Raw genomic sequence first — 25,988 nt, 5'->3', positions numbered from 1 at the left:
CTCGATCTCGGTTGTGCGTCGTCCGCGCTCCGCGTATATAGCGGCCGCCCCGAGGACCCCGAGGCACGGCATCCACGACGACCGGTGTATTTCCGGGCTTCGTGGGGCTGTTCGCAGAGACCGCCTCTCCGACATCGCTCTCCCGAGACCGCCTCTGATGCAGTGGCGCTCTCGCGGAGAAGGGATTCCCTCGCGCAGCGAGTGACTCCCGCTTCGACATCGTGTCCGCCGAGGACACTCCGGCTCTTCCTTCGTGAAGAGCTTCTTTCCTAAGGAGCTCGCCCGCCGACCGGTAGTGGCGCGCTCTCGGCTTCCCTCCAGCCAGCTCCCCTCCAGCCAGCCAGGAGCGGCCGCGGCAGCGGTCCGCTGAGCCCCGAGTCGAGGGGCGAACGAGCGCGACATGCAGATATTCCCGAGGTCCCTCAACCTGCTGCCCCTGGTCGCCGCGGTGGCGCTCGCGGTCGGCGGCGGCGTGGTGACGTTCATCGTCGCCTACTACTTCTCGTACTGGAACACGCAGGTCGGCTACGCCCCGGTCCAGCCGGTGCCCTTCAGCCATCGCCTGCACGCGGGCCAGCTCGGGATGGACTGCCGCTACTGCCACGCGAACGTGGAGCGGTCGCCCGAGGCGATGATCCCGCCGACGCAGACCTGCATGGGCTGCCACTCGGTGGTGCGCACCGAGTCCGCGGCGCTCGCGCCGGTGCGCGAGAGCTGGGAGACGGGCCAGCCGATCGAGTGGGTGCGCGTCCACAACCTCCCGGACCACGCGTACTTCGATCACTCGATCCACCTGAGCATCGGTGTCGGCTGCGCCACGTGCCACGGCCGCATCGATCAGATGGAAGTGGTGACGAACCAGACGCCGCTCTCGATGAGCTGGTGTCTCGACTGTCACCGCAACCCCGAGCCGAACCTCCGGCCGGTCAGCGAGATCACGAACATGGCGTGGGAGCGCGAGGAGGGCGAGGAGATCGAGTACGCCCGCTACGCGCTGCCGCCGGAGACCTGTTCGGGGTGCCACCGATGAGCAAGCGTCCTGCGATCACCCACTCCAACGCTCTCCCGAAGGGCGCGCCGCTCGCGTGGCGCAGCATCGAGGAGCGCCTGGACCCGAAGCGCTTCGAGGAGCTCGCGGCGAGCGAGCCCGGCGTGCAGGTCGACAAGAGCGACCTGATCACGATCGGGAAGAAGAGCGCCGACTCGAGCGAGAGCAAGGATGGCGTCAATCGACGCCAGTTCCTCACGCTCTCGGGCGCGGCCGCGGCTGCGGCTGCGATGAGCGGCTGTGCGCGCCGTCCCGTCGAGCACATCCTGCCGTACACGCGCCAGCCCGAGTACGTCTCGCCCGGCGTGCCGCTCCACTACGCGACGGTGCTGCCGCGCCGCAGCGACGTGATCGGCGTGATCGTCGAGTCGCACGAGGGGCGCCCGACGAAGATCGAGGGCAACGCGCTGCACTCGGGCAGCCACCCCGGCGCCGACGACGCGGGCGGCCCGCAGCACGGCGGCACCGACCTGCAGACGCAGGCGCAGATCCTCAACCTCTACGACATGGACCGCGGCGCCCACGTGATGCGTGGCGCGGGCGACGAGCGCGCGGTCTCGTCGTGGGGTGACTTCGACGAGTTCTTCGGGGAGCACCTCCGCGGGCTCGAGGCGAGCGCGGGCGAGGGCCTCCGCTTCCTGATGGAGCCGACGACGTCGCCGACGCTCGTCGCGGCGAAGCAGGCGCTCGCGCGTCGCTTCCCCCAGGCGCGCTTCCACTCGTACTCGCCGGTCTCCGACTGGAACGCGCTCGAGGGCGCGCGCATCGCGTACGGGCGTCCGCTCCACACGGTGCCGGACTACTCGCGCGCTCGCGTGATCGTCTCGCTCGACAGCGACTTCCTGCTGACCGAGAGCGGCAATCCGCGCTTCCAGCACCTCTTCGCCGACGGCCGCCGCTTCATGAACGCGGAAGGCGCGCGCGAGATGAACCGCCTCTACGTCGTGGAGTCGGGCGTCTCGGTGACCGGCGCGAACGCGGATCACCGCATCCGCATGCCGTCGCAGGACGTCGGCGTGTTCGCGCGCGCGCTCGCTCGTGCGCTGGGCGCGGCGGGCGTGGACGTCTCGACGGTGCAGGGCGGGCTCGGTGAGCCCGCGGCGCTCGAGGGCGTGAACGTCGAGGCCATCGCGCGCGACCTCGCGCGCAACCGTGGTCGCTCGGCGATCGTCGTCGGCGCGCGCCAGCCCGCGTGGGTGCACGCGCTCGCGCACGCGCTCAACGCGGCGCTCGACAACCTCGGGCAGACGATCGCGCTGCACGAGGTGCTCGATGCGGAGCAGCAGGATCCGATCGCGGATCTGCGCGCGCTCGTCGCCGACATGGGCGCGAACCGCGTGAGCACGCTCGTGATGCTCGGCGGCAATCCGGTCTACGACGCGCCGCACGACGTCGCGTTCGGCGACGCGCTCGCGGGTGTCGCGAACAAGATCCACCTCTCGTCGCACGACAACGAGACCTCGATCCTCTGCGACTGGTACCTGCCGCAGACGCACGAGCTCGAGAGCTGGGGCGACCACCGCGCGCTCGATGGCGCGTACGCGATCCAGCAGCCGCTGATCGCGCCGCTCCGCGGCGGACGCAACGCGATCGAGGTCGTCGGCTTCGCGTCGGGCGAGCGCAGCTGGCGCGCGTACCACGCGGTGCGCCGCACGTTCGCGCAGGTCGCGCCCGGTGACGCGTTCGATCGCGCGTGGCGCGCGGCGCTGCAGCGCGGTGTGGTCGCGGGCTCGCCCACGACGCTCGCGCGTGACGCGGCGCCGAACGGCGCGACCGTCTCGCAGGCCGTGCAGCAGGGCGCGGGTCAGCGCGCGGAGCTCGGCGAGTCGAGCTGGGAAGTCTCGTTCGTCCCGGACAACAAGCTCCTCGACGGCCGCTGGGCGAACAACGCCTGGCTCCTCGAGCTCCCGGATCCGATCTCGAAGGTCAGCTGGGACAACGCCGCGCTCGTCTCGTGGGGCTCGGCCCGCCAGCTCGGCGTGCGCAACGGCGATGTCGTGCGCATCGAGCGCGACGGCGTCGAGGCGATCGAGATCCCGGTCGTGATCGTGCCCGGCACCGCGGATCGCGCGGTCGTGCTCTCGCTCGGCTGGGGCCGTACGCGTGGCGGCACGTTCGCGAACGACCACGGCGTCGACGTCACGCCCGCGCGCCACACCGAGACCTTCTGGTTCGGCGCGGGCTACCGCGTGTCGCGCGCAGGCCGTCGCGCGCCGCTCTCGCTCCAGCAGGAGCACCACTCGATGGAAGGCCGCCCGCTCGCGATCGACGCGACGGTCGAGGAGTACATCGCGCAGCCCGACTTCGGTCAGTGGGGCATCCCGACGCCGACCACGCCGCCGCTGTGGGACGAGGTCGACTACACGCAGCCGCAGCCGCCCGCGCAGGGCGGCACGAGCTGGTCGCTGCTGCCCGAGGGTCGTCAGGCCGCCGAGGACGCCCCGCCGCGTCACGCGTGGGGCATGACGATCGACCTCACGACGTGCACCGGCTGCAACGCGTGCGTGATCGCGTGCATCGCCGAGAACAACATCCCGATGGTCGGCAAGGAGCAGGTCGCGCGCGGTCGCGAGATGCACTGGCTGCGCATCGATCGCTACTTCACGGAGCGCGAGATCCCGACGTGGGCGGGGCGCGACACCGTCTACGACGTGGTCGACGAGGACCACCTCGAGGTCGCGTTCCAGCCGATGGCCTGCCAGCACTGCGAAGAGGCCCCCTGCGAGAACGTCTGCCCCGTCAACGCGACGGTGCACTCGCCCGAGGGCATCAACGAGATGGCCTACAACCGGTGCATCGGAACGCGCTACTGCGCGAACAACTGCCCGTACAAGGTCCGTCGCTTCAACTACCTCGCGTACGCCGGTGACGTGCCGGAGCTGCAGCGCATGCAGTTCAATCCGAACGTCAGCGTCCGTATGCGCGGCGTGATGGAGAAGTGCACGTACTGCATCCAGCGCATCGAGTCGGTGCGCATCCACGCGCACAACGAGGGTCGCCGCATCCGTCGCGGCGAGCTGATCACCGCGTGCGCGCAGGCGTGCCCGAGCAACGCGATCTTCTTCGGTGACCTCAACGACTCCGACGCGGAAGTGACGCGTTGGGCGCACGTGGATCGCCAGTACAAGGTGCTGGCCGACGTCGGCACGCAGCCCCGGACGACCTATGCGGGTCGCATCCGGAACCCGAACCCGGAGATGGTCTGATGGCTGGGAGCAAGCCCATCAAGGAGCTCGGCGAGGGCTACCTCGCGACTCCGGGCACGTCGTTCCACGACGTGACCGAGATCGTCAGTCGAGTGACCGAGACGAAGGCGCCGCGAGGATGGTGGATCCTCTTCGGCATCGCGGTCTCGATCACCGGCGTGCTCGGCGCGACGCTGGCGTACCTGCTGTGGACCGGCATCGGCGTGTGGGGCAACAACAGCCCCGTCGCGTGGGCCTGGGACATCACGAACTTCGTCTGGTGGATCGGTATCGGTCACGCCGGCACGCTGATCTCCGCCGTCCTCTTCCTGTTCCGGCAGTACTGGCGCACTGCGATCAACCGCTTCTCCGAAGCGATGACGATCTTCGCAGTCATCTGCGCCCTGATGTTCCCGACGATCCACACCGGTCGTCCCTGGCACATCTACTATCCGCTGCCGATCCCGAACGGGATGAACGTCTGGCCGAACTTCAAGTCCCCGCTGCTGTGGGACGTGTTCGCCGTCTCGACGTACTTCACCGTCTCTCTGCTGTTCTGGTACGTCGGTCTGATTCCGGACTTCGCGACGCTGCGTGATCGGACGAAGAACAAGGTCCGACAGCTCGCGTACGGATTCCTCGCGCTCGGCTGGCGCGGCAGCAATCGCCACTGGTCGAACTACGAGCGCGCGTATCTGATCCTCGCGGCGATCTCGACTCCGCTGGTCCTCTCGGTCCACTCGGTCGTTTCGTTCGACTTCGCGACCTCGGTCGAGCCCGGCTGGCACACGACGATCTTCCCGCCGTACTTCGTCGCCGGCGCCGTGTTCAGCGGCTTCGCGATGGTCATGACGCTCCTGCTCATCGCTCGCACGGTGTTCAAGCTGCACGACCTCGTGCAGATGCGGCACCTCGAGATGATGAACAAGATCATCCTCACGACCGGCAGCCTCGTCGGATACGCGTACGCGATGGAGTTCTTCATCGCTTGGTACTCGGGCAATCCGTACGAGCGGTACGTCTTCCTCAATCGCGCGTTCGGCGATTACTGGTGGGCGTACTGGTCGATGATCACGTGCAACGTGCTCGTGCCGCAGACCTACTGGTTCCGCTCGCTGCGCACGAACCTGCCGTGGATGTTCGTCGCATCGATCCTCGTCAACATCGGTATGTGGTTCGAGCGCTTCGTCATCATCGTGACGACGCTGCACCGCGATTACCTGCCGAGCTCCTGGGGCAACTTCTCGCCCACGCTCGTCGACTGGACGACGTACCTCGGGTCGATCGGCCTCTTCTTCACGCTCTTCCTGCTCTTCATCCGGTGGATCCCGATGATCGCGATCGCCGAGGTGAAGATGGTCCTTCCGCAGGCCGATCCGCACGCGGAGGACCACGACCACGACGAGCACGAGCACGCCCCCGCGGTGCGCGGTCCCGCGGTGATGAAGACCGGGGAGGCCTGAGATGGCATCCGATCACGATCACGACGACGACAGCTATCGCGAGTCGAAGCGCGTGACGCAGAAGCGTCCGCTCCTCTACCTCGCCGAGTTCGAGACCCCCGGCAAGGTCATGAAGGCCGCCGAGAAGGTGCGTGACGCCGGCTACAAGCGCTGGGACGTCCACACGCCGTTCCCGGTGCACGGGATGGACAGGGCGATGGGCATGCCCGACTCGAAGCTCGGGTGGATCGTGCTCGCGTGCGGTCTCACCGGCTGCGCGGTCGCGTTCTCGCTCATCTACTGGACGAACGGGCTCGACTATCCGCTCATCATCGGCGGCAAGCCGGCGGACGCGTTCCCGTCGATGGTGCCGGTGATGTTCGAGCTCACCATCCTGCTCAGCGCGTTCGGCGCGGTGTTCGGGATGCTCGGGCTCAACCAGCTCCCGCGCCACCACCACCCGGTCTTCTATTCGGACCGTTTCGATCGCGCGAGCGACGACCGCTTCTTCATCTCGATCGAAGCGGCGGACGAGAAGTTCGATCTCGAGGACACCCGCGCGCTGCTCGAAGCGCTCGGCGCCTCGCACCTCGAGCTGATCCAGGAGGAAGCGTGATGTCTCGCCGGATGCTCGCCGCTGCGGGCCTGGTGCTCGCTCTGGGCGCGTGCCGCGGCCAGACCTCGTCGGAGCCGCCGATCGTACCGCTCCGCGGCATGCACGAGATGCCGCGCTACGACGCGCAGGAGGCATCGCGCTACTTCGAGGACGGGCGCACGATGCGCCAGCCGGTCGAGGGCACGATCGCGCGTGAGATGGTGATCGATCCCGCGGTGGCCGAGGGCGTCGACGACGCGGGCGGCTACGTGATGACGATCCCCGAGGACGTCGTGCGCGGCGCGGGTGGTCTCGACGCGCTGCTCGAGCGCGGCCACACGCGCTACGACGTCTACTGCAGCCCCTGTCACGCGTACACGGGTGACGGGCGCGGCATGATCACGCAGCGCGCCGAGGCGATCGGCGCGACGTTCGCCGCCGCGAACCTCCACGACGACCGACTGCGCCACGCGCCCGACGGTCAGATCTACGCGACGATCACCAACGGCATCCGCACGATGCCCGCGTATCGCGCGCAGGTTCCGGTCGCGGATCGCTGGGCGATCGTCGCGTACGTCCGCGCGCTCCAGCTCAGCCAGGCGGACGCGCGCACCGCAGCGCTCGCGCCCGCGCAGGACACGACGGAGACCGTTCGATGAGCGCCGCGAAGAAGAAGACCGGCGGTGAGCCGCCGGCCAAGCCGACCTACCGCCTCCCGCGCGAGGGTGCGTGGGCGAACGCGTGGAAGCTGAGCGCTGCGCTCGGCGGCCTCGGGCTCGTCGCGAGCATCGTCGGGTGGACGAGCGATCCGCATCGCTTCGCGTTCTCGTGGCTCTTCGCGGTGATGACGTTCCTCGCCATCGCGCTGGGCTCGCTCTTCTTCGTGCTCGGTCAGCACCTGACGGGCGCAGGGTGGGGCGTGAGCCTCCGCCGCACCGCCGAGTTCTTCATGATGGGCCTGCCCGTCATGGCGATCCTCGCGCTGCCGATCCTCGCGCAGATGGACGAGCTCTACCCGTGGATGGAGTACTGGCGCGAGTCGCAGCACGCGGCGCCCCACGGTGACGAGCACGGTGCTCACGGTGAGGAACACGGCGAGAGCCTGATCGGCGCGTCGGTCGCGAGCGCGCAGGAGCACGGGCACGCCGAGGCCGAGGGTGGTCACGGCGAAGCGGGTGGTCACGGCGGCGTCGCGCACCACGACCCGCACCACGCGGCCCACGCCGACGTCATCCGCAGCAAGCTCGCGTACCTGAACCAGCCGTTCTTCATCGGCCGCGCGATCTTCTACGGCATCGTCTGGGCGCTGCTCGCGTTCTTCTTCTTCTCGCGCTCGACGAAGCAGGACACCGCGAAGGGCGACCTCACGCTCACTCAGCGCATGGAGTCGCTCGCGCCGGCCGCGACCTTCGCGTTCGGTCTGACGCTCACGTTCGCGGCGTTCGACTGGATGATGTCGCTCGAGCCGACGTGGTTCTCGACCATCTTCGGCGTGCAGTACTTCGCGGTCAGCGTGGTCTCGAGCCTCGCGACGCTGGTGCTGACGCTCTACGGCCTGAAGCAGTCGGGCGCGTTCGGCGACGCGGTGACGACCGAGCACTTCCACGACGTGGGCAAGCTGCTCTTCGGCTTCCTCGTGTTCTGGGCGTACATCAGCTTCTCGCAGTACATGCTGATCTGGTACGCGTCGATCCCCGAGGAGACGACGTACTATCACATCCGCTGGGAAGGCGGCTGGCGCACGTTCTCGCTCGTGATGTGCGTCGCGCACTTCATCGTGCCCTTCTTCCTGCTGATGTCGCGCAACATCAAGCGACGCACTCCGATCCTCGCGTTCGGTGCGGCGTGGCTCCTGGTGACGCACGTCGTCGAGATCTTCTGGCTCGTGATGCCCTACGTGAGCCCCGGTGAGCTCTCGGTGCACTGGGTCGATCTCGCGGCGCTCTTCGCGGTCGGCGGCATCTATCTCACGGTGGTCTTCCTGCTGATGGGTCGGCATCCGCTGATCCCGGTGGGCGACCCGCGGCTCGAGCGCTCGATCCACCTCGAGGTCCACTGACATGGCGCACGAAGACACGACGCCGGCTCACGCGACGCCGGCCACGCACCGCCCGCGTCCCGACGACACGCCGCCGCGGAACCGCGTGATCTTCACGTACACCGTGCTCGCGGTGATCACGCTGATCGGCCTCAAGTACGTGTTCGACTCGTACATGGACGTCAGCCGGCGTGATCGGCGCCGCGAGAACATCGTGGAGAGCCGCACGACCGCCGAGCTCGCGGAGTACCGCGAGTCGCAGCAGGAAGCGCTGCGCGGTGGTGCGATGCCGGTCGACCGCGCGATCGCCGAGCTCGGTCGGCGTGGACGCGGCGCGTTCCCGCTGATCCGTCCGACCGAGTCGTCGGATCTCGATCCGCTTCGCGGCTGGCAGCAGCTTCCGCGCGAGCTCCCGGCGGCGCTCGCGCCGGCCGCGGCGCCTGCGCCGGAGGCACCGCCCGTCGAGGCGGCGCCCGCCGAAGGCGAGCCCGGCACTGCGCCGGCCGAAGGTGCAGCGCCTGCCGAGGGCGCGGCTCCGGCGGAAGGTGCAGCGCCTGCCGAAGGTGCGGCTCCTGCGGAGGGCGCGGCTGCGCCGGCCGCGGAAGGTGCGGCGCCCGCTGCCGAGGCCGCTCCCGCCGAGGCCGCGCCTGCGGCTCCGGCGCGCGCGCGTCGTCCTCGTCCCGCGGCCGCGCCGGCCGAGGGCGCGGCGCCGCCCGCCGAGGCCCCGCCCGCGACCGAGTGATTCCTTTCCGCGCCGACTGAGTGCTCCCAGAACCCGAGACCCACTCGAACGATGTCGACCCGCCTGGCCGCTGCGATCGCGCTGCTGCCGCTCCTCTTCGGAGCGAGCAGCTCGATCGCGCACGCCCAGACGGCGCCGATTCGTCCCGAGATCCCGGCGGGCACCGTGCCCGACGAGATCCCCGGCGTGGGTGTCGACGAGCAGTTCGAGCGCGCGGTCCCGATGGACTCGGTGTTCGTCGATCACGAAGGGCGCCGCGTTCGTCTCGGCGACTTCTTCGACGGCGAGCGTCCGGTCGTGCTCACGCTCGTCTATCACCAGTGCGCGAGCTTCTGCGACATGGCGCTCCGCGCGTTCGCGGATCAGCTCCAGCAGCAGCCATGGACCGCGGGCGTCGAGTACGACGTCGTCACGCTGAGCATCGACCCGCGCGACACGCAGGGCGACACGCTGCGTGATGCGCGTGCGCGCATCCTCGGCCGCTACGGTCGCGACGAAGCGCAGCGCGGCTGGCACTTCCTCGGCGGCACCGAGCAGGAGATCCGACGCGTCGCCGACGCCGTCGGCTATCGCTACCACTGGGACGAGCGCACGCAGCAGTTCGCGCATCCCGGTGCGATGGTGATCCTCCAGCCCTCGGGCGTGCCGTCGCGATATCTCTACGGGCTCGAGATTCCGTTCAACGACGTGCGCATCGGCCTCGCGGAGGCGAGCGAGGGAAATCATCTCGCCACCGCCGAGCGCGTGATCCGCGCGACGCTCCTCTACTGCTATCGCTGGGATCACAGCGACGGTCGTTACGTCCTCGCCGCGTGGCGCATCATGCGCGGCGGCGGCGTCCTCACCGTGCTGATCCTCGGCGGGTTCCTCTTCACGTTCTGGCGCCGCGAGCGCCGACGCGGTGCCTCGAAGAAGACGTCGACCGCCGCGCCTTCCATCTCCGACGTAGCTACGACGACCGACGCGAGCGCGGCTGCGCGCCCGCGAGAGAGCTGACCGATGGACGAGCAGGAATACATCACCCATCCGACGACGCAGCTGCCCCCGCAGCTCTCGACGTTCGCGCCGGAAGTCGACTGGGTCTACGACTTCATCTTCTGGATCAGCGTCGTGTTCTTCGTTGGCATCGTCGCCGCGACGCTGTACTTCATGTGGGCGTACCGCCGTCGCCCCGGCGTGAAGTCGGAGCCGACCGGGCACCACAACGCGCTCGAGCTCTTCTGGACGTTCGCACCGCTGATCCTGCTGGTGCTGATGTTCCACTGGGGCTTCCAGGCGTACATGGTCCAGGCGAACGCGCCCGACGACGCCTACAACGTTCGCGTCCGCGCGCGTCAGTGGGCGTGGGAGTTCGAGCATCCGAACGGCATCACCGAGGACAACGAGCTGCACGTGCCCGCGGGGCAGCCGGTGCGACTCATCATGTCGTCCTCCGACGTGCTGCACTCGTTCTACGTGCCCGACTACCGCATCAAGCGCGACGCGGTCCCCGGCATGTTCACCTCGCTGTGGTTCGAGGCGATCGAGCGCACCGACGTGACCCCCGAGGGCGACCTCTCGCAGCCCGACGCGCGCCGCGTCTGGTACCGCAACCAGGTCTTCTGCACCGAGTACTGCGGCGCGGGCGGCAGCTGGGGCGACAACGCGGGCCACGCGACGATGTACGCGCAGATCCTCGTGCAGCGTCCCGAGGACTTCCAGGAGTTCATCACGAACCCGCCGCCCCCGATGTGCGGCGATCATCCGTGCACGCCGCCCGAGTGGGGCGAGCAGCTCTTCTCGCAGAAGGGCTGCACCGCGTGCCACGCGCGTGAAGAGGGCGCGCCGCAGCTCGCGGGCCCGAACCTCCACGGTCTCTTCGGTCGTCAGGAGCGCCTGCAGGACGGCACGACCGTGACGATCGACGACGCCTACGTGCGGCACTCGATCCTCGAGCCGCGCGCTCAGGTGGTCGAGGGGTTCAACCCCGTGATGCCGAACATCCGGTTCAGCGAGCAGCAGCTCGATGCGCTCGTGACCTACCTGCAGACGCTCTGACTTCAGCAGTACCAGCCTAGGTGAGACGACGATGACGGCTCAGGCAGGGGCGACCCACCCGACTTCGCACGATCACGCGCACGACGACGCGGACTACCTCCGCGCGACGCGCGGCTTCCGCTCGTGGGCGATGACGCTCGACCACAAGCGCATCGGCATCATGTACCTCGTGGCGGTGCTCACCGCGTTCCTCGCGGGCGGCATCTTCGCGCTCATCGTGCGCACCGAGCTGCTCTGGCCCGGCCGCACGATCGTGGACCCGGACACCTACAACAAGGCGTTCACGCTCCACGGCGCGATCATGGTGTTCCTGTTCATCATCCCGAGCATCCCCGCGGCGCTCGGGAACTTCTTCCTGCCGCTGATGCTCGGCGCGAAGGACGTCGCGTTCCCGCGGCTCAACCTCGCGTCGTTCTACATCTACGTGTTCGGCGCCATCTTCGCGCTCTTCAGCATCGTCACGAGCGCGGTCGACACCGGCTGGACCTTCTACACGCCGTACTCGACGCAGACCGGCACCGCCGTCATCGCGATGACGCTCGGCGCGTTCATCCTCGGGTTCTCGTCGATCCTCACCGGCGTCAACTTCATCGCGACGGTGCACAAGCTCCGCGCGCCCGGCCTGCACTGGAAGCGCCTGCCGCTCTTCGTGTGGTCGATCTACGCGACGAGCGTCATCCAGGTGCTCGCGACGCCGGTCCTCGCGATCACGCTGCTCCTGCTCATCATGGAGCGCGCGCTCACGCTGGGTATCTTCGACCCGCGCCTCGGCGGCGACCCGGTGCTCTTCCAGCACTTCTTCTGGTTCTACTCGCACCCGGCCGTCTACATCATGATCCTGCCCGGCATGGCCGTGGTCAGCGAGCTCATCGCGACCTTCAGCCGCCGCAAGATCTTCGGCTACATGTTCGTCGCGATGAGCTCGGTGGCGCTCGCGCTGCTCGCGTTCCTCGTGTGGGCCCACCACATGTTCGTCGCGGGCATGAGCGAGTACGCCGTCATGGTGTTCTCGGGCCTGACCTTCCTCGTCGCGATCCCCTCGGCCGTGAAGGTCTTCAACTGGGTCGCGACGCTCTACAAGGGCTCGGTCTCGTTCGAGTCGCCGATGCTCTACGGCCTCGCGTTCATCGTGCTCTTCACGGTGGGCGGTCTGACCGGTCTGCCGCTCGCGACGATCGTCACCGACGTCCACCTGCACGACACCTACTACGTCGTCGCGCACTTCCACTACGTGATGGTCGGCGGCACGGTGTTCGGCTTCATCGGCGGCCTGCACTACTGGTGGCCGAAGATGACGGGCAAGCTCTACAACGAGCGGCTCGCGCAGATCGCGTTCGCGCTCGTCTTCACGGGCTTCAACGTCACGTTCTTCACGCAGTTCCTGCTCGGCAGCCACGGCATGCCGCGCCGCTACTACGACTACCTCGACCAGTACCAGCCGCTGCACGGCTTCTCGTCGTTCGGCTCGTACATCCTCGGCGTCGGGTTCGTGATCATGCTCTGGATGTTCGTCCAGTCGCTGATGCGCGGCGCGAAGAGCCCGCCGAACCCGTGGGGCAGCGCGGCGTTCGAGTGGCAGACGTCGAGCCCGCCGATCGCGCACAACTTCCACGAGACGCCGATCGTCACGCGCGGCCCGTACGACTACCACCTCGCGACCGAGGAAGAGCTCTACACGGGCTTCCCCGAGGACCGCGTCGAGCGCGTGACCGCGAAGACCGAGAAGGAAGAGGGCTGATCGATGGCGACCCCGACCACCGAGAGCGCCGCGGCGCACGACGAGCACGCGCACGGCTCCCACGGCCCGAAGTGGCTCCAGCACCACTTCGACATGCCGGTCCAGCAGTTCGAGGCGGCCAAGCTGGGCATGTGGGCCTTCCTCGCGCAGGAGATCCTGTTCTTCAGCGGTCTCTTCGTCGCCTACGCCGTGATCCGTCAGCAGTACCCGGAGGCGTTCGCCGCCGGGTCGCACCAGCTCGACAAGATCATGGGCGGCATCAACACGATCGTGCTGCTCTTCAGCTCGCTCACCGCCGCGCTCTCGGTGCGGTCGGCGCAGCTGGGCAAGAAGAACGAGGTCAACCTCTACCTCGGCATCACGATCCTCTGCGCGTTCGGCTTCTTGATCATCAAGTACTTCGAGTACTCGACGAAGATCGAGCACGGCCTGCTGCCGGGTCAGTACTGGCACCCGCACATGGAGCACGGCCACGCGCTCTTCCCGGCGCACACGCACGTGTTCTTCGGCGTGTACTTCATGCTGACCGGCCTGCACGGTCTGCACGTCGCGATCGGCATCGGGATCCTCGCGTGGATCATGTGGCGCAACAACCGCGGCGAGTTCTCGAAGGACTACTGGACGCCCGTCGACCTCGCTGCGCTGTACTGGCACCTCGTCGATCTCATCTGGATCTACCTCTTCCCGCTCCTCTACCTGATCTGAGGGCCTGATCATGAAGTCCGACTTCCACGACGCCGAAGACCCGCATCACGAGGGTGCAGTGCACGTCCACGTGCACCCGGTGAAGCTCTACGTGGCCGTCTTCCTCGGGCTGATCGCGCTCACGATCATCACGGTGGCGACGAGCTATCTCGACATCGACGGGTTCATCCGCCCCGGCACCCCGGCGGGCGCGGGCGGGTTCAACCTGGGCCTCGCGATGCTCATCGCGACGACCAAGGCCGCGTGCGTCGTCACGTGGTTCATGCACCTCAAGGACGACAACCGCTTCAACGCGCTGGTGTTCGTCGGCTCGGTGCTCTTCGCGGGGATCTTCCTCGCGTACACGATCAACGACACCGCGTATCGCGGGCAGACCGACCCGTTCAACGGCGTCTACGTCCGCCCCGACACCGGTGAGCGCGCCCCCGGCGGCATCGATCACGTGATCGCTGGCGAGGAGCCCGAGCTCGGCATCGCCGCGCCCGAGGCCGACGCGCCCGCGGAAGGTGGCGCGACGCCGAGCGGCGAGCACCACTGATCGGCCCTAGAGACTGGCAATGAGCCAGCGGACCGCCGCGTTCGATCGGGAACTTCGGTTCGATCGAGAACGTCGATGCGGACGAAAGGCGCCTCGCGGGATCCCGCGGGGCGTCGTCGTCTCCGTCGTGCTCGCGACGACGATGATCGCGACGTCGTGCATCCCGCTGCCGCGCGAGCGTGTGAGCGAGGGGACCGACGAGGGTTATCCGACGTGCGGTCGCGACGCGCTTCCCGAAGGCGACGTGATCGCGCAGGGCGCGCTGCGCGCCGGCCCGGTGATGCAGGCGCGCTCGCTCATCGAGACCTTCGAGGTGCGGCGTCGCGCCTGCGTGCGCGTCTTCGTCGGCAATCAGAGCTGGGACATGTCGAGCATCGATCTCGACGTGGTCTACGACGAAGAGACGCAGCTGCCGCTGCGCGCGTGGAAGCGCATCGTGTCGCCGGGGGCGCGTCCGGGCGAAGAGCGCGTCGACGTGCGTCGCTTCGAGCTGCGCACGCCGCGGGTCGCGCTCACGCAGCAGACCGACGAGGGCGGGCTCGAGCACTTCCTCCTGCGCGGCGAGCGACCGCGCGCGATCATCGGTCCGGGGCGCGGCCTGCTCACGATGTGGATCCAGCGCGCGCAGCTGCCGGTCGGCGGGCGTGTTCGCGAGCCGGTGCTCGACATCCGCGAGTCGATCGAGGTGATCCGCGAGGTGACGCTGCGCCGGCTCGAGGATCGCGACGACGCGGCGATCGGTCGGCGGGTGCGGGTCTACACGGTCTACGGTCGCGAGCCGATCTACGCCGACGAGAACGACGTCGTCATCGGCGACATGATGGGGCTCGTGCCTGCGGAGCGCGTGACCGAGCCGCTGCCTCCGCGACTGTTCGAGCCGCCCAGCGCGCCCGACCCCGTGCGCACGCCGTGAAGAGCGCGTAGCATCGCGGCCCGTGACGCGGGCATGCGTGACTGTGCTGTGGGTGGGGGCGCTGGTCGTGGGCTGCGGGGGTGAGGACCCATCCGCGCCGAACGACGCCGCGGTCATCGATGCGCGCGTGATCGAGCAGGTCGACGCGCAGACGCCGAGCGATGCGGGTGTCGACGCGGGCGATGCGATCGACGCATCGACGGAGTCGCGCCTCGACGCGCTGGTCGAGCTGCTCTCGAGCGAGGCCGACGTCGTGCTCGTGGACGCCGCGCTGCACGAGGTCGCGCTGGGCGAAGGATGGCCGCTGCGCGAGGGCTCGCGCTGGCTCTTCGCGACGCGCTGGGATGGATCGCCGGCGCGGGTGTCGCTCGTGTCCGACGTGAACGCGTGGTCGACCAGCGCGCACGTCGCGACCCGCGCCGCGAGCGGTGCGCACTGGTTCGTCGTCGTCGACGAGCACGACTTCGTCGCGAGCGCGATCGGCGCGAAGTACAAGTGGTGGGGCGAGCCGGACATCTATCGCGCGCCGCCCGAGTCGCTCGCCTACGGCTACGACGAGTACGGCGAGCACGGCTGGGTGCGCCCTCCGAGCGATGCGCCCCACCTCGAGCGCTTCGTCGCGTTCGAGTCGGCGTTCCTCGATGCGCCGCGCGCAGTGCGCGCGTGGCTGCCCGCGGGCTTCGTCGCGCGAAGCGAGGGCGCATCGCGGGTGCGCACCTTGCTGCTCCACGACGGCAACAACGTGTTCGACCCCGGCGCGTTCTTCGGCGGATGGCAGGCCGATGCGACGCTCGCGCGCGAGGGCTGGAGCGACGTCGTCGCGATCGCGATCGACAACGCGCCCGATCGCATGAGCGCGTACACCCACGTGACCGACGTGATCGGCGGCGACACGACCGGCGGACGTGCGGCGGACTACCTCCGCATGATCGAGGACGAGGTGCTGCCCTTCGTGCGCGCACGCTACGGCATCGTCGCGCGCGGGCGTTCGCTGATGATCGCGGGCAGCTCGCTCGGTGGGCTCGTCTCGATCTGGATCGCGTCGCAGCGGCCCGAGCTCGCGGGCTGCGTCGCGGGGCTGTCGTCGACGCTGGGGTGGGGATCGATCGGACGCGCGGACGGCGAGGACACGTTGATCGCGCGGTGGAGCGGGCACCCGGCGGTCGCGATCTATCTCGACTCGGGCGGTGATGCGGGCAGCGGGTGCGTCGACAGCGACGGCGACGGCATCGACGACGACGGCGACGGTCGCGACAACTACTGCGAGACGCTGCAGATGCGCGACGTGCTGCGCGCCGCGGGCTACGTCGACGGCGTCGATCTCCACTACCTGCACGCGCCGGGCGCTGCGCACGACGAGGCGGCATGGCGCGCGCGCTTCCCCGCGGTGCTCGACGCGTGCGACGCGTCGGGATGGGCCGCGCCCTAGCTCGACCTGCGCGCGGTGCGTCGCAGCACGAACAGCGCGATCGCGCCGACCACGACCGCCCACCACAACGTCGCGAGCCGCACCAGGAGCGTCGCGCCCGTCGCGATCGACGCGGTCACGCCGACGCCGAGCACCTGCAGCGAGCCCGCCATGCCCGCCTCGGTCACGCCGAGCCCGCCGGGCAACATCGCGAGCGCGCCCGCGATCGTCGATGCCGCGTACGCGAGCGAGGCGGGGCCGAGATCGATGTGCGCGCCCTCGAAGCCTCCGACGATCGCCCACAGCGCGATGCACTCGAGCCCCCACGAGAAGGTCGCGAGGAGCGTCGCCATCACCAGCGGCGCGGGGCGCACCAACGTCGCGAGCGCCTCCCACGCCTCGCGCAGTCGCGGCGCGATGCGCTTGAGGCCCGGCAGCTTCGCGGCGATCGAGAGCGCGAGCTCGGCGAGCGGACGGATCGACACCACCGCGATCACCGAGAGCACGAGCGCGCCACCGATCGCCGCGATCACCGCGCCCTGATCGAAGAACAGCGATCCGATCGCCGTGAGCGCGACGAGCGCGAGCAGATCGGTCAAGCGCTCGGCGAGCACGATGGGCGCGGTGCGCGCGACCGAGACGTCACGTGCCTCCCACAGCAGGAACGACTTGAAGACCTCGCCGAGCTTGCCCGGCGTCACGCTCATCACGAAGCCCGCGAGGAACACGAGCAGGCTCTCGCCCGCGGGCACGTGGACGTCGAGCGCGCGCAGATAGAACTGCCAGCGCACGAAGCGGATGCCGTAGTTCGCGCTCGCGAGCGCGAGGGCGAGGGCGAACGTGCTCCACGCGAACGTCGACAGGTTCGCGACCAGCGCCCGCACGTCGCCGTAGAGCGAGAGCCCGGCGAACACCATCGCGCCGAAGACCGTGCCCAGCATGATCCGCCGCGCGAGGCCGCGGGTCGGCGGCGGGTTGCTCGGCTCGCTCATCGCGACGACCTCCGCACCGCGCGCACCAGCAAGAGCGCCGATGCGGCGACCACCAGCGCGCCGATCACCACGATCACCCACTCGGGCACGCCGAAGAATCCGCGCTCGATCGTGCCTTCCGGAGGGCGCTCCCAGCGCACGCGCGGCGTCACGCCCGCGTCGTCGTCGGCCACGGCCGTCGCGCTCACGAGCATCGCGACGGAGAGCGGGATCGCGACGAGCTTCTCGGGCATCGCGGGCCGTTCTGACACACTCCCAAGCCCGCGGCATCGCGCACGAACCTCGACATCGAGGCGCGCCCTGCATACCCTCGGGCCTCTCGTCGTACCTGCATGCCCGAGGACAGCACGCCCCCCAAGGCGCCTCCGTACGCGCGCCTGCCGATCGACCCCGGGGGCGACGTCGGGTGGGACGAGGATTTCCTCTTCCACCTCTCGCGCGGCAGCGAGCTGCTCCTCGAGAACCGCGTGGTCGAGGCGAAGGAGCAGCTCGAGCGCGCGCTCGCGTACCGTCCCGCCGACGCGAAGGGCCAGGATCTCCTGGCCGGCGTCTACTTCCGGCTCGGCGTGTACCCGCGCGCGATCGAGCTCTGGCGCGGCCTGGTGCGCACCTTCCCGCGCGACGCGACGCTGCGCGTGAACCTCGGCCTCGCGCTCTTCAAGACGGGCCAGCCCGAGGACGCGCTCGATCACGTGCGGCGCGCGCTCGAGATCGAGCCCGAGCACGCACGCGCGTGGGGCTACGTCGGGCTCATCAAGTGGCGGCTCGGCAAGCTCCAGGAAGCGCGCGACGCGTTCGCGCGCGGCGGACAGGCGTCGATGGCGCGCCGCATGGAAGAGCTCGTCGCGAGCTCGTCGGGCGTGCTCGACGTCCCGCCCTCCGAGGTGCGCGCCGACGATCGCGAGGTCACCGAGGTGCGCACCACCGCCGACGCGGCGATCGGCCGGCTCGGCGACGACAGGTCGCTCGTGCTCGAGACCCCGCGCGAGGCGGCGCACGAGCGCAAGGCGACCGGCCAGTGGCGCGTCCACGAGGCCGGCGCGGATGCGATCCCGCGCAGCGCGCATCCGACCCGCCCGACGCCGGTGGACGCGCCGATGACGCTCGCGTCGCTGCTCGACTGGTGGGCGCCTTCGGTCCCGAGCGGCGAGCCGCTGGTCGTCTCGTCCTCGGGCGCGCTCCTGCTCTCGACCGAGGGCGCGCTCCACGCGCGCGAGACCGGCGTGCGCCTGGTGCGCGGCACGCCGACGTCGGCGCCGGTCACGCGACGCTTTCGCAGGCCCACCGACGAGCGGCTCGGAGACGAGGAGCCGATCCTGCGATGGCAGGGCCCGCTGCTCGCCGTGATCACGGCGCGCGCCGGCGAGCGCTTCCAGGCGCTGCGCATCGACGAGGACGTGCTCTACGTCGTCGAGCGCTTCGTCGCGGCGTTCGACGATCGCGTGACCTTCGAGAGCGGCCGACTGCCCGAGCACGCCGGCGGAGGGCGCCTCGCGCTCTTCCGCGGGACCGGCACGCTCGTGCTGCGCCTGCCGCGTCCGCCGACCGCGGTGTCGGTGCGCTCCGGCGAGGACGTGCGCGTCGCGCCCGAGTCGCTCCTCGGCTGGACCGGCCGTCTGTTCCCGCTCGACGAAGCGGTGCGCGACCCCCAGGGCGACGCGATCCTCGCGCTTCGCGGCGACGGGACCATGCTCTTGGTCTGAGCGCGCGTAGCGTGACCAACTCATGACGCGTGAGCGCATCGACGCGCTGCGCGCGCCTGGTATGACTCTAGGCCTCTCGCGTCGAATGCCGCCGATGAGCACAGCCGAGCATCCGCCCACGCCTCACGCGCCCGCCTCGGCGCCGCGCGTCGTGGTGCAGAGGCGGACCGGCATCCGCGAGGACGCGCTCAACCTGCCGAACCTCCTCACGATGCTGCGCATCGTGCTGATCCCGGCGGTGCTCTGGCTCATCACCGAGGGCACGCCGGAGGGGAACTTCTGGGCGGCGATCGTCTACTCGGTCAGCGCGATCACCGACTTCGTCGACGGCTATCTCGCGCGCCGGATGAAGCTCGTCAGCGTGCTCGGGAAGTTCCTCGATCCGCTCGCCGACAAGCTGCTCGTGATGGGCACGCTCGTCGCGATGACGGCGATCGGTCGCGTGCCCGCGTGGGCCGTGATCCTGATCGTCGCGCGCGAGCTCTCGATCACGAGCCTGCGCGTCATCGCGATGAGCGAGGGCGTGACCATCGCGGCAGGGCAGGGCGGCAAGGAGAAGGCCGCGCTGCAGATGGTCGCGATCCTGATGTTGATCCTGCACCAGGCGTTCGCGGTCGACTTCTTCTTCTTCCAGATCCACGCGGACTTCCACGAGATCGGCCTCGCGCTGCTCTACCTCAGCGTGTTCTTCGCGCTGACGAGCGCCGGCGAGTACGTGAAGATCTTCGTGGACGCCGTGGAGCAGAAGGAGAAGCGGCTCGCGGAAGAAGAGCGCCGCGAGCCCTGATCGACCTTCTCAGTACGTCGACAGCGTGAGCTCGTGGTTGACCGCGTACGCGGCGCGCGCGCCCGCCGCGGCGCCGAGGATCGCGCTCTGCTGCATCGTCGTGAGATCGCCCGCCGCGAAGATGCCGGGGACGTTGGTGCGGCCGTCGGGATCGACACGCACGTAGCCGTGATCGTCGAGCGCGAGCGCGAGCTGCGTGACGAGCTCGGTCTGTCGCTGGGGCGGCTTCATGAACAGCGCGTCGCGCGCGATGCGCGTGCCGTCCTCGAGCTCGATCGCGACCAGCCGATCGTCCTCGCCGATCAGCGCGCGGATGCGCCGCTCCTCGATGCGCACGTTCGCGCGCTCGAGCCGTGCGCGCATGTCGCTCGGCACCTCGAAGCGTCCGTCGGTGAACGCGATCACGTCCTTCGACCAGCCGCGCAGGAACGCGCCGAAGATCGCCCACTCGGGACCCCCGAGCAGCGCGGCGAACGCGCGATCCTGGATCTCCCACCCGTGGCAGTACGGGCACTGGAACACCGAGCGTCCCCACAGCTCGCGCATGCCGGGCACCTCGGGGATCTCGTCGATCATCCCGTTGCACAGGATCACGCGCCCCGCGTCGACCGTGCTCCCGTCCGAGAGCGACGCGCGGAACGCATCGATCTCTCCGTCGATGCGCGTCACGCGCGTGCCGTCGCGGATCTCGACGTCGTACTGCGCGAGCTGCGCGCGTCCGATGGCGCGCAGCTCCGCGGGAGGCGTCCCATCGCGCGTCATGAAGCCGTGCACGTGCTCGGCGCGCGCGTTGCGCGCGGGGGTCACGTCGCAGAGCAGCACGCGTTTGCGCGCGCGCCCGAGCTGGAGCGCGGCGGAGAGCCCCGCGGGCCCACCGCCGGCGATGATCACGTCGTATCTCATGCGCGCTGTTGTCGAGCGCGCGGCGCGCATCTGCCAGTGCGGCAAATGCGCGCACCCTCGATCAGGCCGCGACCGCGTGCTCGAGCTCGATGAGGCCCGACTTCTGCGCCCACCAGATCACGCCGACCACGAGGTTGCGGCGGTCCCCGAAGAACGCGGGGTCGTTGCCCTCGAACGCATGACCGGCGAACTGGAAGCCCCAGCCGACCGTGAAGAGCCCGACCGCGACGGGCAGGCCGACGATGCTGATCGCGAGTGGGAGGCTCGCGAGGATCATCGGGATGCCGACCATGTGCGTCAGCTGGTTGCGACGATCCTGATGATCGCCCTTGTACTGCTCGAGCAGCAGGCTCCACTCGGGGTCGAGACGAACCTTCACGCGCCACCTCCAGTCAGGAGCGGTTCTGGCCTGGTATGACCAGTCCGCGCAAGCGACCAGAGGTCAGATATCTCACTGACCCGCGGTCAGCAACAGGAGAGTCGGGAGTTTTCTGAGGAGGCAGGAAGTTAGGAAAGCAGGAGATTTTCTCCTCCCCTCCTGCCTTCCTGCTCTCCTCAGAGGAAACTCTCCTCAGGGGTGCAGGCGGTTCAGCATGCGCGGGAACGGGATGGTCTCGCGCACGTGGGGCAGGCCGCAGATCCACGCGACCGTGCGCTCGATGCCGAGCCCGAAGCCCGCGTGGGGGAACGAGCCGTAGCGGCGCAGGTCGAGGTACCACTCGAACGCTTCGCGCGGGAGCTTGTGCACGTCGATCGACTGCTCGAGCTTGCTCAGGTCCTCTTCGCGCTGACCGCCGCCGATGACCTCGCCGTAGCCCTCGGGCGCGAGCACGTCCATGTTGAGCGCGAGCGAGAGGTCCTTGGGGTCGCGCTTGAAGTAGAACGCCTTCAGGTCGATCGGATAGCGGTGGACCATCACGGGCCGATCGAAGCCCTGCGAGATCACCGTCTCCTCGTCGCCGCCGAAGTCGTCGCCGATCTTCGCGTCGTGGCCCGCCTTGCGGAGGATCTCGATCGCCTCGTGGTAGCGGATGCGCGGGAAGGGCTTCTGCACGCGCTCGAGCGGCTTGGTGTCGCGCTCGAGGATCTCCAGCTCCTTGCGGCGCTTGTCGAGCACGCGCGACACGACGCTCACCAGGAAGTCCTCGGCGAGATCCATGTCGCCGTCGAGATCGAGGAACGCGACCTCGGGCTCGACCATCCAGAACTCCGCGAGGTGCCGGCGCGTCTTGCTCTTCTCGGCGCGGAACGTCGGGCCGAAGCAGTACGCCTTGCCGAGCGCCGCGGCCGCGGCCTCCATGTAGAGCTGGCCCGACTGCGTGAGGTACGCCGGGTCGCCGTGATAGTCGGTGCTGAAGAGGTTGCTCGTCCCCTCGCACGCGTTGGGCGTGAAGATCGGGGCGTCGACGAGCGTGAACCCGTTCGAGTCGAAGTAGTCGCGCACCGCCGCGACGATCTCCGCGCGCACCCGGAGGATCGCCCACTGGCGCTTGCTGCGCAGCCAGAGGTGGCGGTTGTCCATCAGGAAGTCGGTGCCGTGCTCCTTCGGCGAGATCGGATACTCGCGCGCCGGCTCCGCCAGCACCTCGAGCTCCGCGACGCCGACCTCGAACGTGCCCTTCAGCTTGCCGTGCTCGCGCACGGTGCCCGTCACGCGGAGGCTGGTCTCCTGCGTGAGGTGATCGGCGCGCCCGAAGAGCTCGGGCGAGACCTCGCCCTTGAACACCACGCACTGGCAGATGCCGCTGCCGTCACGCAGCTCGAGGAAGTGCAGCTTGCCGCTCGAGCGCTTGTTGTAGAGCCAGCCCTGGAGCGTGACCTTCTCGCCCACGTGGGCGCCGAGCTCTTCGATGCGAACGACCTTCGACGACATGCCGCGGCTTGTACCGCGCGTCGTGGCGCTTGGCGAGGGTGGTGCTATGCGCTGCCGCGCATGATCGTCTTCGAGAGCCGCATCGCGCGTCGCTTCGTGGGACGGCTCGAGCGCGGCGAAGAGGTGATCGCCACCCTTCGTCAGCTCTGCGAGCACGAGCGCGTGCGCGCCGCGTGGATCCACGGCGCGGGCATGCTCGAGTGGGTGGAGCTCACGGAGTGGGATCCCGAGCGCGAGGCGTGGCGCGCGCCGCGTCGCGTGGAAGGTCCGCTCACCGTGCTCTCGCTCGAGGGCAACGTCTCGATCCGCAACGGGCCGCCCTGGGTGCAGCTGAGCGTGATGGTCGCGCGGCAGACCGGGCCGGGCACGTTCGAGACGCTCGGCGGCGCGGTCGCGTCGGCCCGCGTGTACGCGCTCGAGTTCGCGTTCGACGTCTACGAGGACGTGCGGCTCGAGCGCGACGAGGAGGCCGCGACCGGTCTCTCGCTGTTCAAGGGCTCGAGCGTGCGCGGCGTGTTCGCGCGCAGCGGCGAGCGGACGCAGGAGCTCGCGCGGCCGAAGCCCGCGGCGGTGATCGCGGCAGCGGACGAGGACGAAGACGAGGAGGAGCATCCTTCGTCGAGCCCCGTGTCCGCCGCGCCGACGGCCGCGACCGGAGGCGGCGTGTCGTGGGCGGTCGCGGCCGCGGTGTCGCAGGAGGCCGAGAAGCGCGCCGCCGCGATGCCCGCGCGCCGCGCGCCGCAGGGCCCGCCGCCGCTGATCCCGGACATCACGACGCCCAAGGCGGTGCCGATCCCCGAGGCGCGCGAGCGCGACACGTCGTTCCTCGACGAGCCGATCCCGCAGAAGGGCGACTACGTCGATCACCGTCAGTTCGGCCTCTGCCGTGTCGAGGGAGAGGACGAGGACGGTGGGCTGCGCATCCGGCTCCCGTCGGGCGTTCGCAAGGTGATCCGCCTCGATTTCCTCGAGGTTCTCCCCGCGCGTCACGAGGGGGATCGCAAGGTGTTCCCGCTCCGTCCGCGCAAGCGCTGACGCATGCGCCCGGTGCGCGTGGGACGACGCGTCCACGCGCGGTCTCTTGAGCACGCGCCGTCCAGCGCGCAGGATTCTCGCCATGTCGCCTCGCTTCGCCCGCTCGGTCGCTTCGATGTGCGTCCTCCTCGTCGCATCTGCGTGCGGCCGCACCACGCTGATTACAGTCCCCGAGCCCGGCATGGACGCGGGGCCTCCATTCGACGGTGCCGTCGACGCCGCGCGCGACGCGGGAGACGCCGGTGATGCGGGCCCGCCGACGTGCCCCGACGATCTCGTCCGCTGCGGCGAGCGCTGCGTCGATCCGTTCAGCGACCCCGAGCACTGCGGCGCGTGCTTCTCGAGCTGCGACGACGGCCTCGTCTGCGACGACGGCGAGTGCAGCGACTCGTGCACGCCGCCGCGCAGCGAGTGCGCGGGCGGCTGCGTCGATCTGCAGACCGACGAGCTCAACTGCGGCGAGTGCGGCCTGATCTGCCCCGAGGGCTCGCAGTGCACCGGCGGCGAGTGCCGCGCGGTGTGCGATCCCGGTCTCGCGATCTGCGACGGCGCGTGCGTCGACCTCCGCAACGACCCCGCGAACTGCGGCGAGTGCGGCAACACCTGCGGTGACGAGGAGCGCTGCAGCGGTGGCGAGTGCCGCGGCGAGTGCGAAGCGCCGCTGCGCGACTGTGACGGCGTCTGCGTCGACGTGCGCAGCGATCCCGAGAACTGCGGCACCTGCGGCATGGACTGCCCCGCGGGCAGCGTGTGCAACGCGGGCGTCTGCGCCGCGACCTGCACCGCGCCGCGCACGCTCTGCGGCGAGGACTGCGTCGACACCCAGACCGATCCCGGTCACTGCGGCGACTGCGGCGACGCGTGCCCCGCGGGCGCGGGCTGCGTGCTCGGCACCTGCTTCGCGGAGTGCCCGTTCCCGACCGAGCGCTGCGGCGGCACCTGCGTGAACGTGACGACCGATCCCCGGAACTGCGGCGGGTGCGGCAACGTCTGCGCGGCGGACGAGCTCTGCCAGTTCGGCTCGTGCGTGCGCACCTGCCGCGCGCCGCTCGTCGAGTGCATGGGCGCGTGCACGGACTTCCGCATCGATCCCTCGAACTGCGGGGCGTGCGGGCGACGCTGCGCGACCGGTGAGATCTGCAGCCGCGGCACCTGCTTCCTGCCCTGCGATCCCGGCGAGTCGCTGTGCACGACCGGCTGCGAGAACCTCGCGACCGATCCCGAGAACTGCGGGGCGTGCGGGCGCGCGTGCGCGACCGGCGAGATCTGCGACGCGGGCCGCTGCGTCGACACGCGCTGCATGCCGCCGCGCCTCCAGTGCGGCGACGAGTGCATCGATCCGCAGAGCGACGACGCGAACTGCGGGATGTGCGGCAACGCGTGTGCGGCGGGCAGCTCGTGTCAGGAGGGGACGTGCCGTCCGCTCTGTGATCCGCCGCTGCTCGAGTGCGGCTCGGGCTGCGTCGATCCGTCGACCGATCCGCGCAACTGCGGTGGCTGCGGCCTGACGTGCCCGCTGGGCGCGGTGTGCACCGGCGGCATGTGCGGCACGCCGTGCCCCGCGCCGCGCATCACCTGCGGCGCGTCGTGCGTCGATCCCCAGACCGACGCGAACAACTGCGGCGGCTGCGGCAACGTCTGCGACGCGGACGAGGTCTGCGACATGGGCATGTGCCGCATCGCGGAGTGCCCGCCGGATCGCGAGCTCTGCGGTACGGAGTGCGTCGACACCAGCATCGACCCCGACAACTGCGGCGACTGCGGCACGACGTGCCCCGACGGCATCCCGTGCAGCGGTAGTGCGTGCCGTTGCCCCGGCTCGCTGATCATCTGCGACGGGTTCTGCACCGACATCACGACGAGCCCGCTGCACTGCGGCGCGTGCCGTCGCGAGTGCGGACCGACGCTCTCGTGCATCGGCGGCTCGTGCGCGTGCGCGCCCCCGACCTCGCTGTGCGGCGGCCGCTGCGTCAACACGGAGCGCGATCGCAACAACTGCGGCGGGTGCGGCACGCGCTGCAGCGGGCTGCAGATCTGCGTGGGCGGCAGCTGCGTCGGCTTCTGATCAGGAGAGCAGGAGGAGCGAGGAAGACCACCTTGCTCCTCGCCGCGCGGTCGGATTCTCTGAGGAAAGCAGGAGGAGCGAGGAAGACCACGTGAGTGGGTCTCCTCGCTCCTCGCCGCGCGCGCCCGCGCGATCGGATCTTCTGAGGAAGTCAGGAGGGTTAGGAAGACCACGTGGATGGGTCTTTCTCGCTCCTCGAAGCGCGCGCCGTTCCTGGAAGATCCTGGAGTCGGGAGCTCTG

At 69.7% G+C, this 25,988-nt stretch carries 23 protein-coding genes; 18 read left to right on the top strand and 5 right to left on the bottom strand.

The window, feature by feature from the left end:
• The first annotated feature begins 400 nt into the window (after positions 1-400).
• The 14 genes from I5071_RS14030 (at position 401) to I5071_RS13965 (ending at position 16,410) form a co-directional block, all read left to right on the top strand.
• Complete coding sequence (locus I5071_RS14030) at positions 401-1,030, top strand: cytochrome c3 family protein (protein WP_236605952.1); 630 nt, start codon at positions 401-403, stop codon at positions 1,028-1,030.
• The gene (locus I5071_RS14025; RefSeq protein WP_236605951.1) at positions 1,027-4,254 is read left to right on the top strand and encodes a 4Fe-4S dicluster domain-containing protein; all 3,228 of its coding nucleotides are present in this window, start codon (positions 1,027-1,029) and stop codon (positions 4,252-4,254) included. Before I5071_RS14030 ends, I5071_RS14025 begins: the two co-directional genes overlap by 4 nt.
• Positions 4,254-5,696: an NrfD/PsrC family molybdoenzyme membrane anchor subunit gene (gene nrfD / locus I5071_RS14020; protein WP_236605950.1), complete on the top strand. Its 1,443-nt coding sequence runs from the start codon at positions 4,254-4,256 to the stop codon at positions 5,694-5,696. Before I5071_RS14025 ends, nrfD begins: the two co-directional genes overlap by 1 nt.
• Before the next feature lies 1 nt (position 5,697).
• A complete protein-coding gene (locus tag I5071_RS14015; RefSeq protein WP_236605949.1) occupies positions 5,698-6,291 on the top strand; it encodes a DUF3341 domain-containing protein in 594 nt (197 codons plus the stop codon).
• Positions 6,291-6,929, top strand: a complete 639-nt coding sequence (locus tag I5071_RS14010; protein WP_236605948.1) for a c-type cytochrome — start codon at positions 6,291-6,293, stop codon at positions 6,927-6,929. Before I5071_RS14015 ends, I5071_RS14010 begins: the two co-directional genes overlap by 1 nt.
• The gene (locus I5071_RS14005) at positions 6,926-8,329 is read left to right on the top strand and encodes a hypothetical protein (protein WP_236605947.1); all 1,404 of its coding nucleotides are present in this window, start codon (positions 6,926-6,928) and stop codon (positions 8,327-8,329) included. Before I5071_RS14010 ends, I5071_RS14005 begins: the two co-directional genes overlap by 4 nt.
• 1 nt (position 8,330) lies before the next feature.
• Positions 8,331-9,050: a hypothetical protein gene (locus I5071_RS14000; RefSeq protein ID WP_236605946.1), complete on the top strand. Its 720-nt coding sequence runs from the start codon at positions 8,331-8,333 to the stop codon at positions 9,048-9,050.
• A 51-nt stretch (positions 9,051-9,101) separates the two neighbouring features.
• Positions 9,102-10,046: an SCO family protein gene (locus tag I5071_RS13995; RefSeq protein WP_236605945.1), complete on the top strand. Its 945-nt coding sequence runs from the start codon at positions 9,102-9,104 to the stop codon at positions 10,044-10,046.
• Positions 10,047-10,049: 3 nt separating this feature from the next.
• Positions 10,050-11,087, top strand: coding sequence for a cytochrome c oxidase subunit II (locus I5071_RS13990; RefSeq protein ID WP_236605944.1), 1,038 nt, complete (start codon positions 10,050-10,052; stop codon positions 11,085-11,087).
• 31 nt (positions 11,088-11,118) lie between these two features.
• Positions 11,119-12,825 carry a cytochrome c oxidase subunit I gene (ctaD, locus tag I5071_RS13985; protein ID WP_236605943.1) on the top strand — a complete coding sequence of 569 codons (1,707 nt, stop codon included), beginning with the start codon at positions 11,119-11,121 and terminating at the stop codon, positions 12,823-12,825.
• Positions 12,826-12,828: 3 nt separating this feature from the next.
• Positions 12,829-13,530 (top strand): cytochrome c oxidase subunit 3 family protein, encoded by a 702-nt coding sequence (locus I5071_RS13980; protein ID WP_236605942.1) that lies wholly within the window; start codon positions 12,829-12,831, stop codon positions 13,528-13,530.
• Between the two features lie 10 nt (positions 13,531-13,540).
• Complete coding sequence (locus I5071_RS13975) at positions 13,541-14,068, top strand: cytochrome C oxidase subunit IV family protein (protein ID WP_236605941.1); 528 nt, start codon at positions 13,541-13,543, stop codon at positions 14,066-14,068.
• Positions 14,069-14,195: 127 nt separating this feature from the next.
• Entirely contained in the window at positions 14,196-14,981 is a 786-nt protein-coding gene (locus tag I5071_RS13970) for a hypothetical protein (RefSeq protein ID WP_236605940.1), read from the top strand.
• Positions 14,982-15,018: 37 nt separating this feature from the next.
• Complete coding sequence (locus I5071_RS13965) at positions 15,019-16,410, top strand: alpha/beta hydrolase (RefSeq protein ID WP_236605939.1); 1,392 nt, start codon at positions 15,019-15,021, stop codon at positions 16,408-16,410.
• On the opposite strand, the gene I5071_RS13960 is transcribed toward I5071_RS13965, so the two are convergent.
• A complete protein-coding gene (locus I5071_RS13960) occupies positions 16,407-17,381 on the bottom strand; it encodes a lysylphosphatidylglycerol synthase transmembrane domain-containing protein (protein ID WP_236605938.1) in 975 nt (324 codons plus the stop codon). The two genes, I5071_RS13965 and I5071_RS13960, sit on opposite strands and share 4 nt — an antisense overlap.
• Positions 17,378-17,614: a hypothetical protein gene (locus I5071_RS13955; protein ID WP_236605937.1), complete on the bottom strand. Its 237-nt coding sequence runs from the start codon at positions 17,612-17,614 to the stop codon at positions 17,378-17,380. Before I5071_RS13955 ends, I5071_RS13960 begins: the two co-directional genes overlap by 4 nt.
• 99 nt (positions 17,615-17,713) lie before the next feature.
• Between I5071_RS13955 and I5071_RS13950 the strand changes: the two genes are divergently transcribed.
• On the top strand, positions 17,714-19,084 hold the full coding sequence (locus tag I5071_RS13950) for a tetratricopeptide repeat protein (RefSeq protein WP_236605936.1): 1,371 nt from the start codon (positions 17,714-17,716) through the stop codon (positions 19,082-19,084).
• Positions 19,085-19,178: 94 nt separating this feature from the next.
• Positions 19,179-19,871, top strand: coding sequence for a CDP-diacylglycerol--glycerol-3-phosphate 3-phosphatidyltransferase (pgsA, locus tag I5071_RS13945; RefSeq protein WP_236605935.1), 693 nt, complete (start codon positions 19,179-19,181; stop codon positions 19,869-19,871).
• A gap of 9 nt (positions 19,872-19,880) precedes the next feature.
• Here pgsA and I5071_RS13940 read toward each other — a convergent pair whose 3' ends face one another.
• The 3 genes from I5071_RS13940 to asnS all read right to left on the bottom strand — a co-directional run bounded on the left by I5071_RS13940 (position 19,881) and on the right by asnS (position 22,647).
• Positions 19,881-20,774: an NAD(P)/FAD-dependent oxidoreductase gene (locus I5071_RS13940; RefSeq protein ID WP_236605934.1), complete on the bottom strand. Its 894-nt coding sequence runs from the start codon at positions 20,772-20,774 to the stop codon at positions 19,881-19,883.
• Between the two features lie 61 nt (positions 20,775-20,835).
• Positions 20,836-21,153 carry a DUF962 domain-containing protein gene (locus I5071_RS13935; RefSeq protein ID WP_236605933.1) on the bottom strand — a complete coding sequence of 106 codons (318 nt, stop codon included), beginning with the start codon at positions 21,151-21,153 and terminating at the stop codon, positions 20,836-20,838.
• 192 nt (positions 21,154-21,345) lie between these two features.
• Entirely contained in the window at positions 21,346-22,647 is a 1,302-nt protein-coding gene (gene asnS, locus I5071_RS13930; protein ID WP_236605932.1) for an asparagine--tRNA ligase, read from the bottom strand.
• Between the two features lie 60 nt (positions 22,648-22,707).
• On the opposite strand from asnS, the gene I5071_RS13925 reads away from it, so the two are divergent.
• Positions 22,708-23,682 (top strand): PPC domain-containing DNA-binding protein, encoded by a 975-nt coding sequence (locus I5071_RS13925; RefSeq protein ID WP_236605931.1) that lies wholly within the window; start codon positions 22,708-22,710, stop codon positions 23,680-23,682.
• Between the two features lie 82 nt (positions 23,683-23,764).
• Positions 23,765-25,747 carry an MXAN_6577-like cysteine-rich protein gene (locus tag I5071_RS13920; RefSeq protein WP_236605930.1) on the top strand — a complete coding sequence of 661 codons (1,983 nt, stop codon included), beginning with the start codon at positions 23,765-23,767 and terminating at the stop codon, positions 25,745-25,747.
• Positions 25,748-25,988 lie beyond the last annotated feature (241 nt).

The sequence above is a fragment of the Sandaracinus amylolyticus genome (genome assembly GCF_021631985.1).
Lineage (GTDB): Bacteria > Myxococcota_A > Polyangia > Polyangiales > Sandaracinaceae > Sandaracinus > Sandaracinus amylolyticus_A.
The sequence above is the reverse complement of the archived record's forward strand: the minus strand, read 5'-3'. Positions and strand labels throughout refer to the sequence as shown.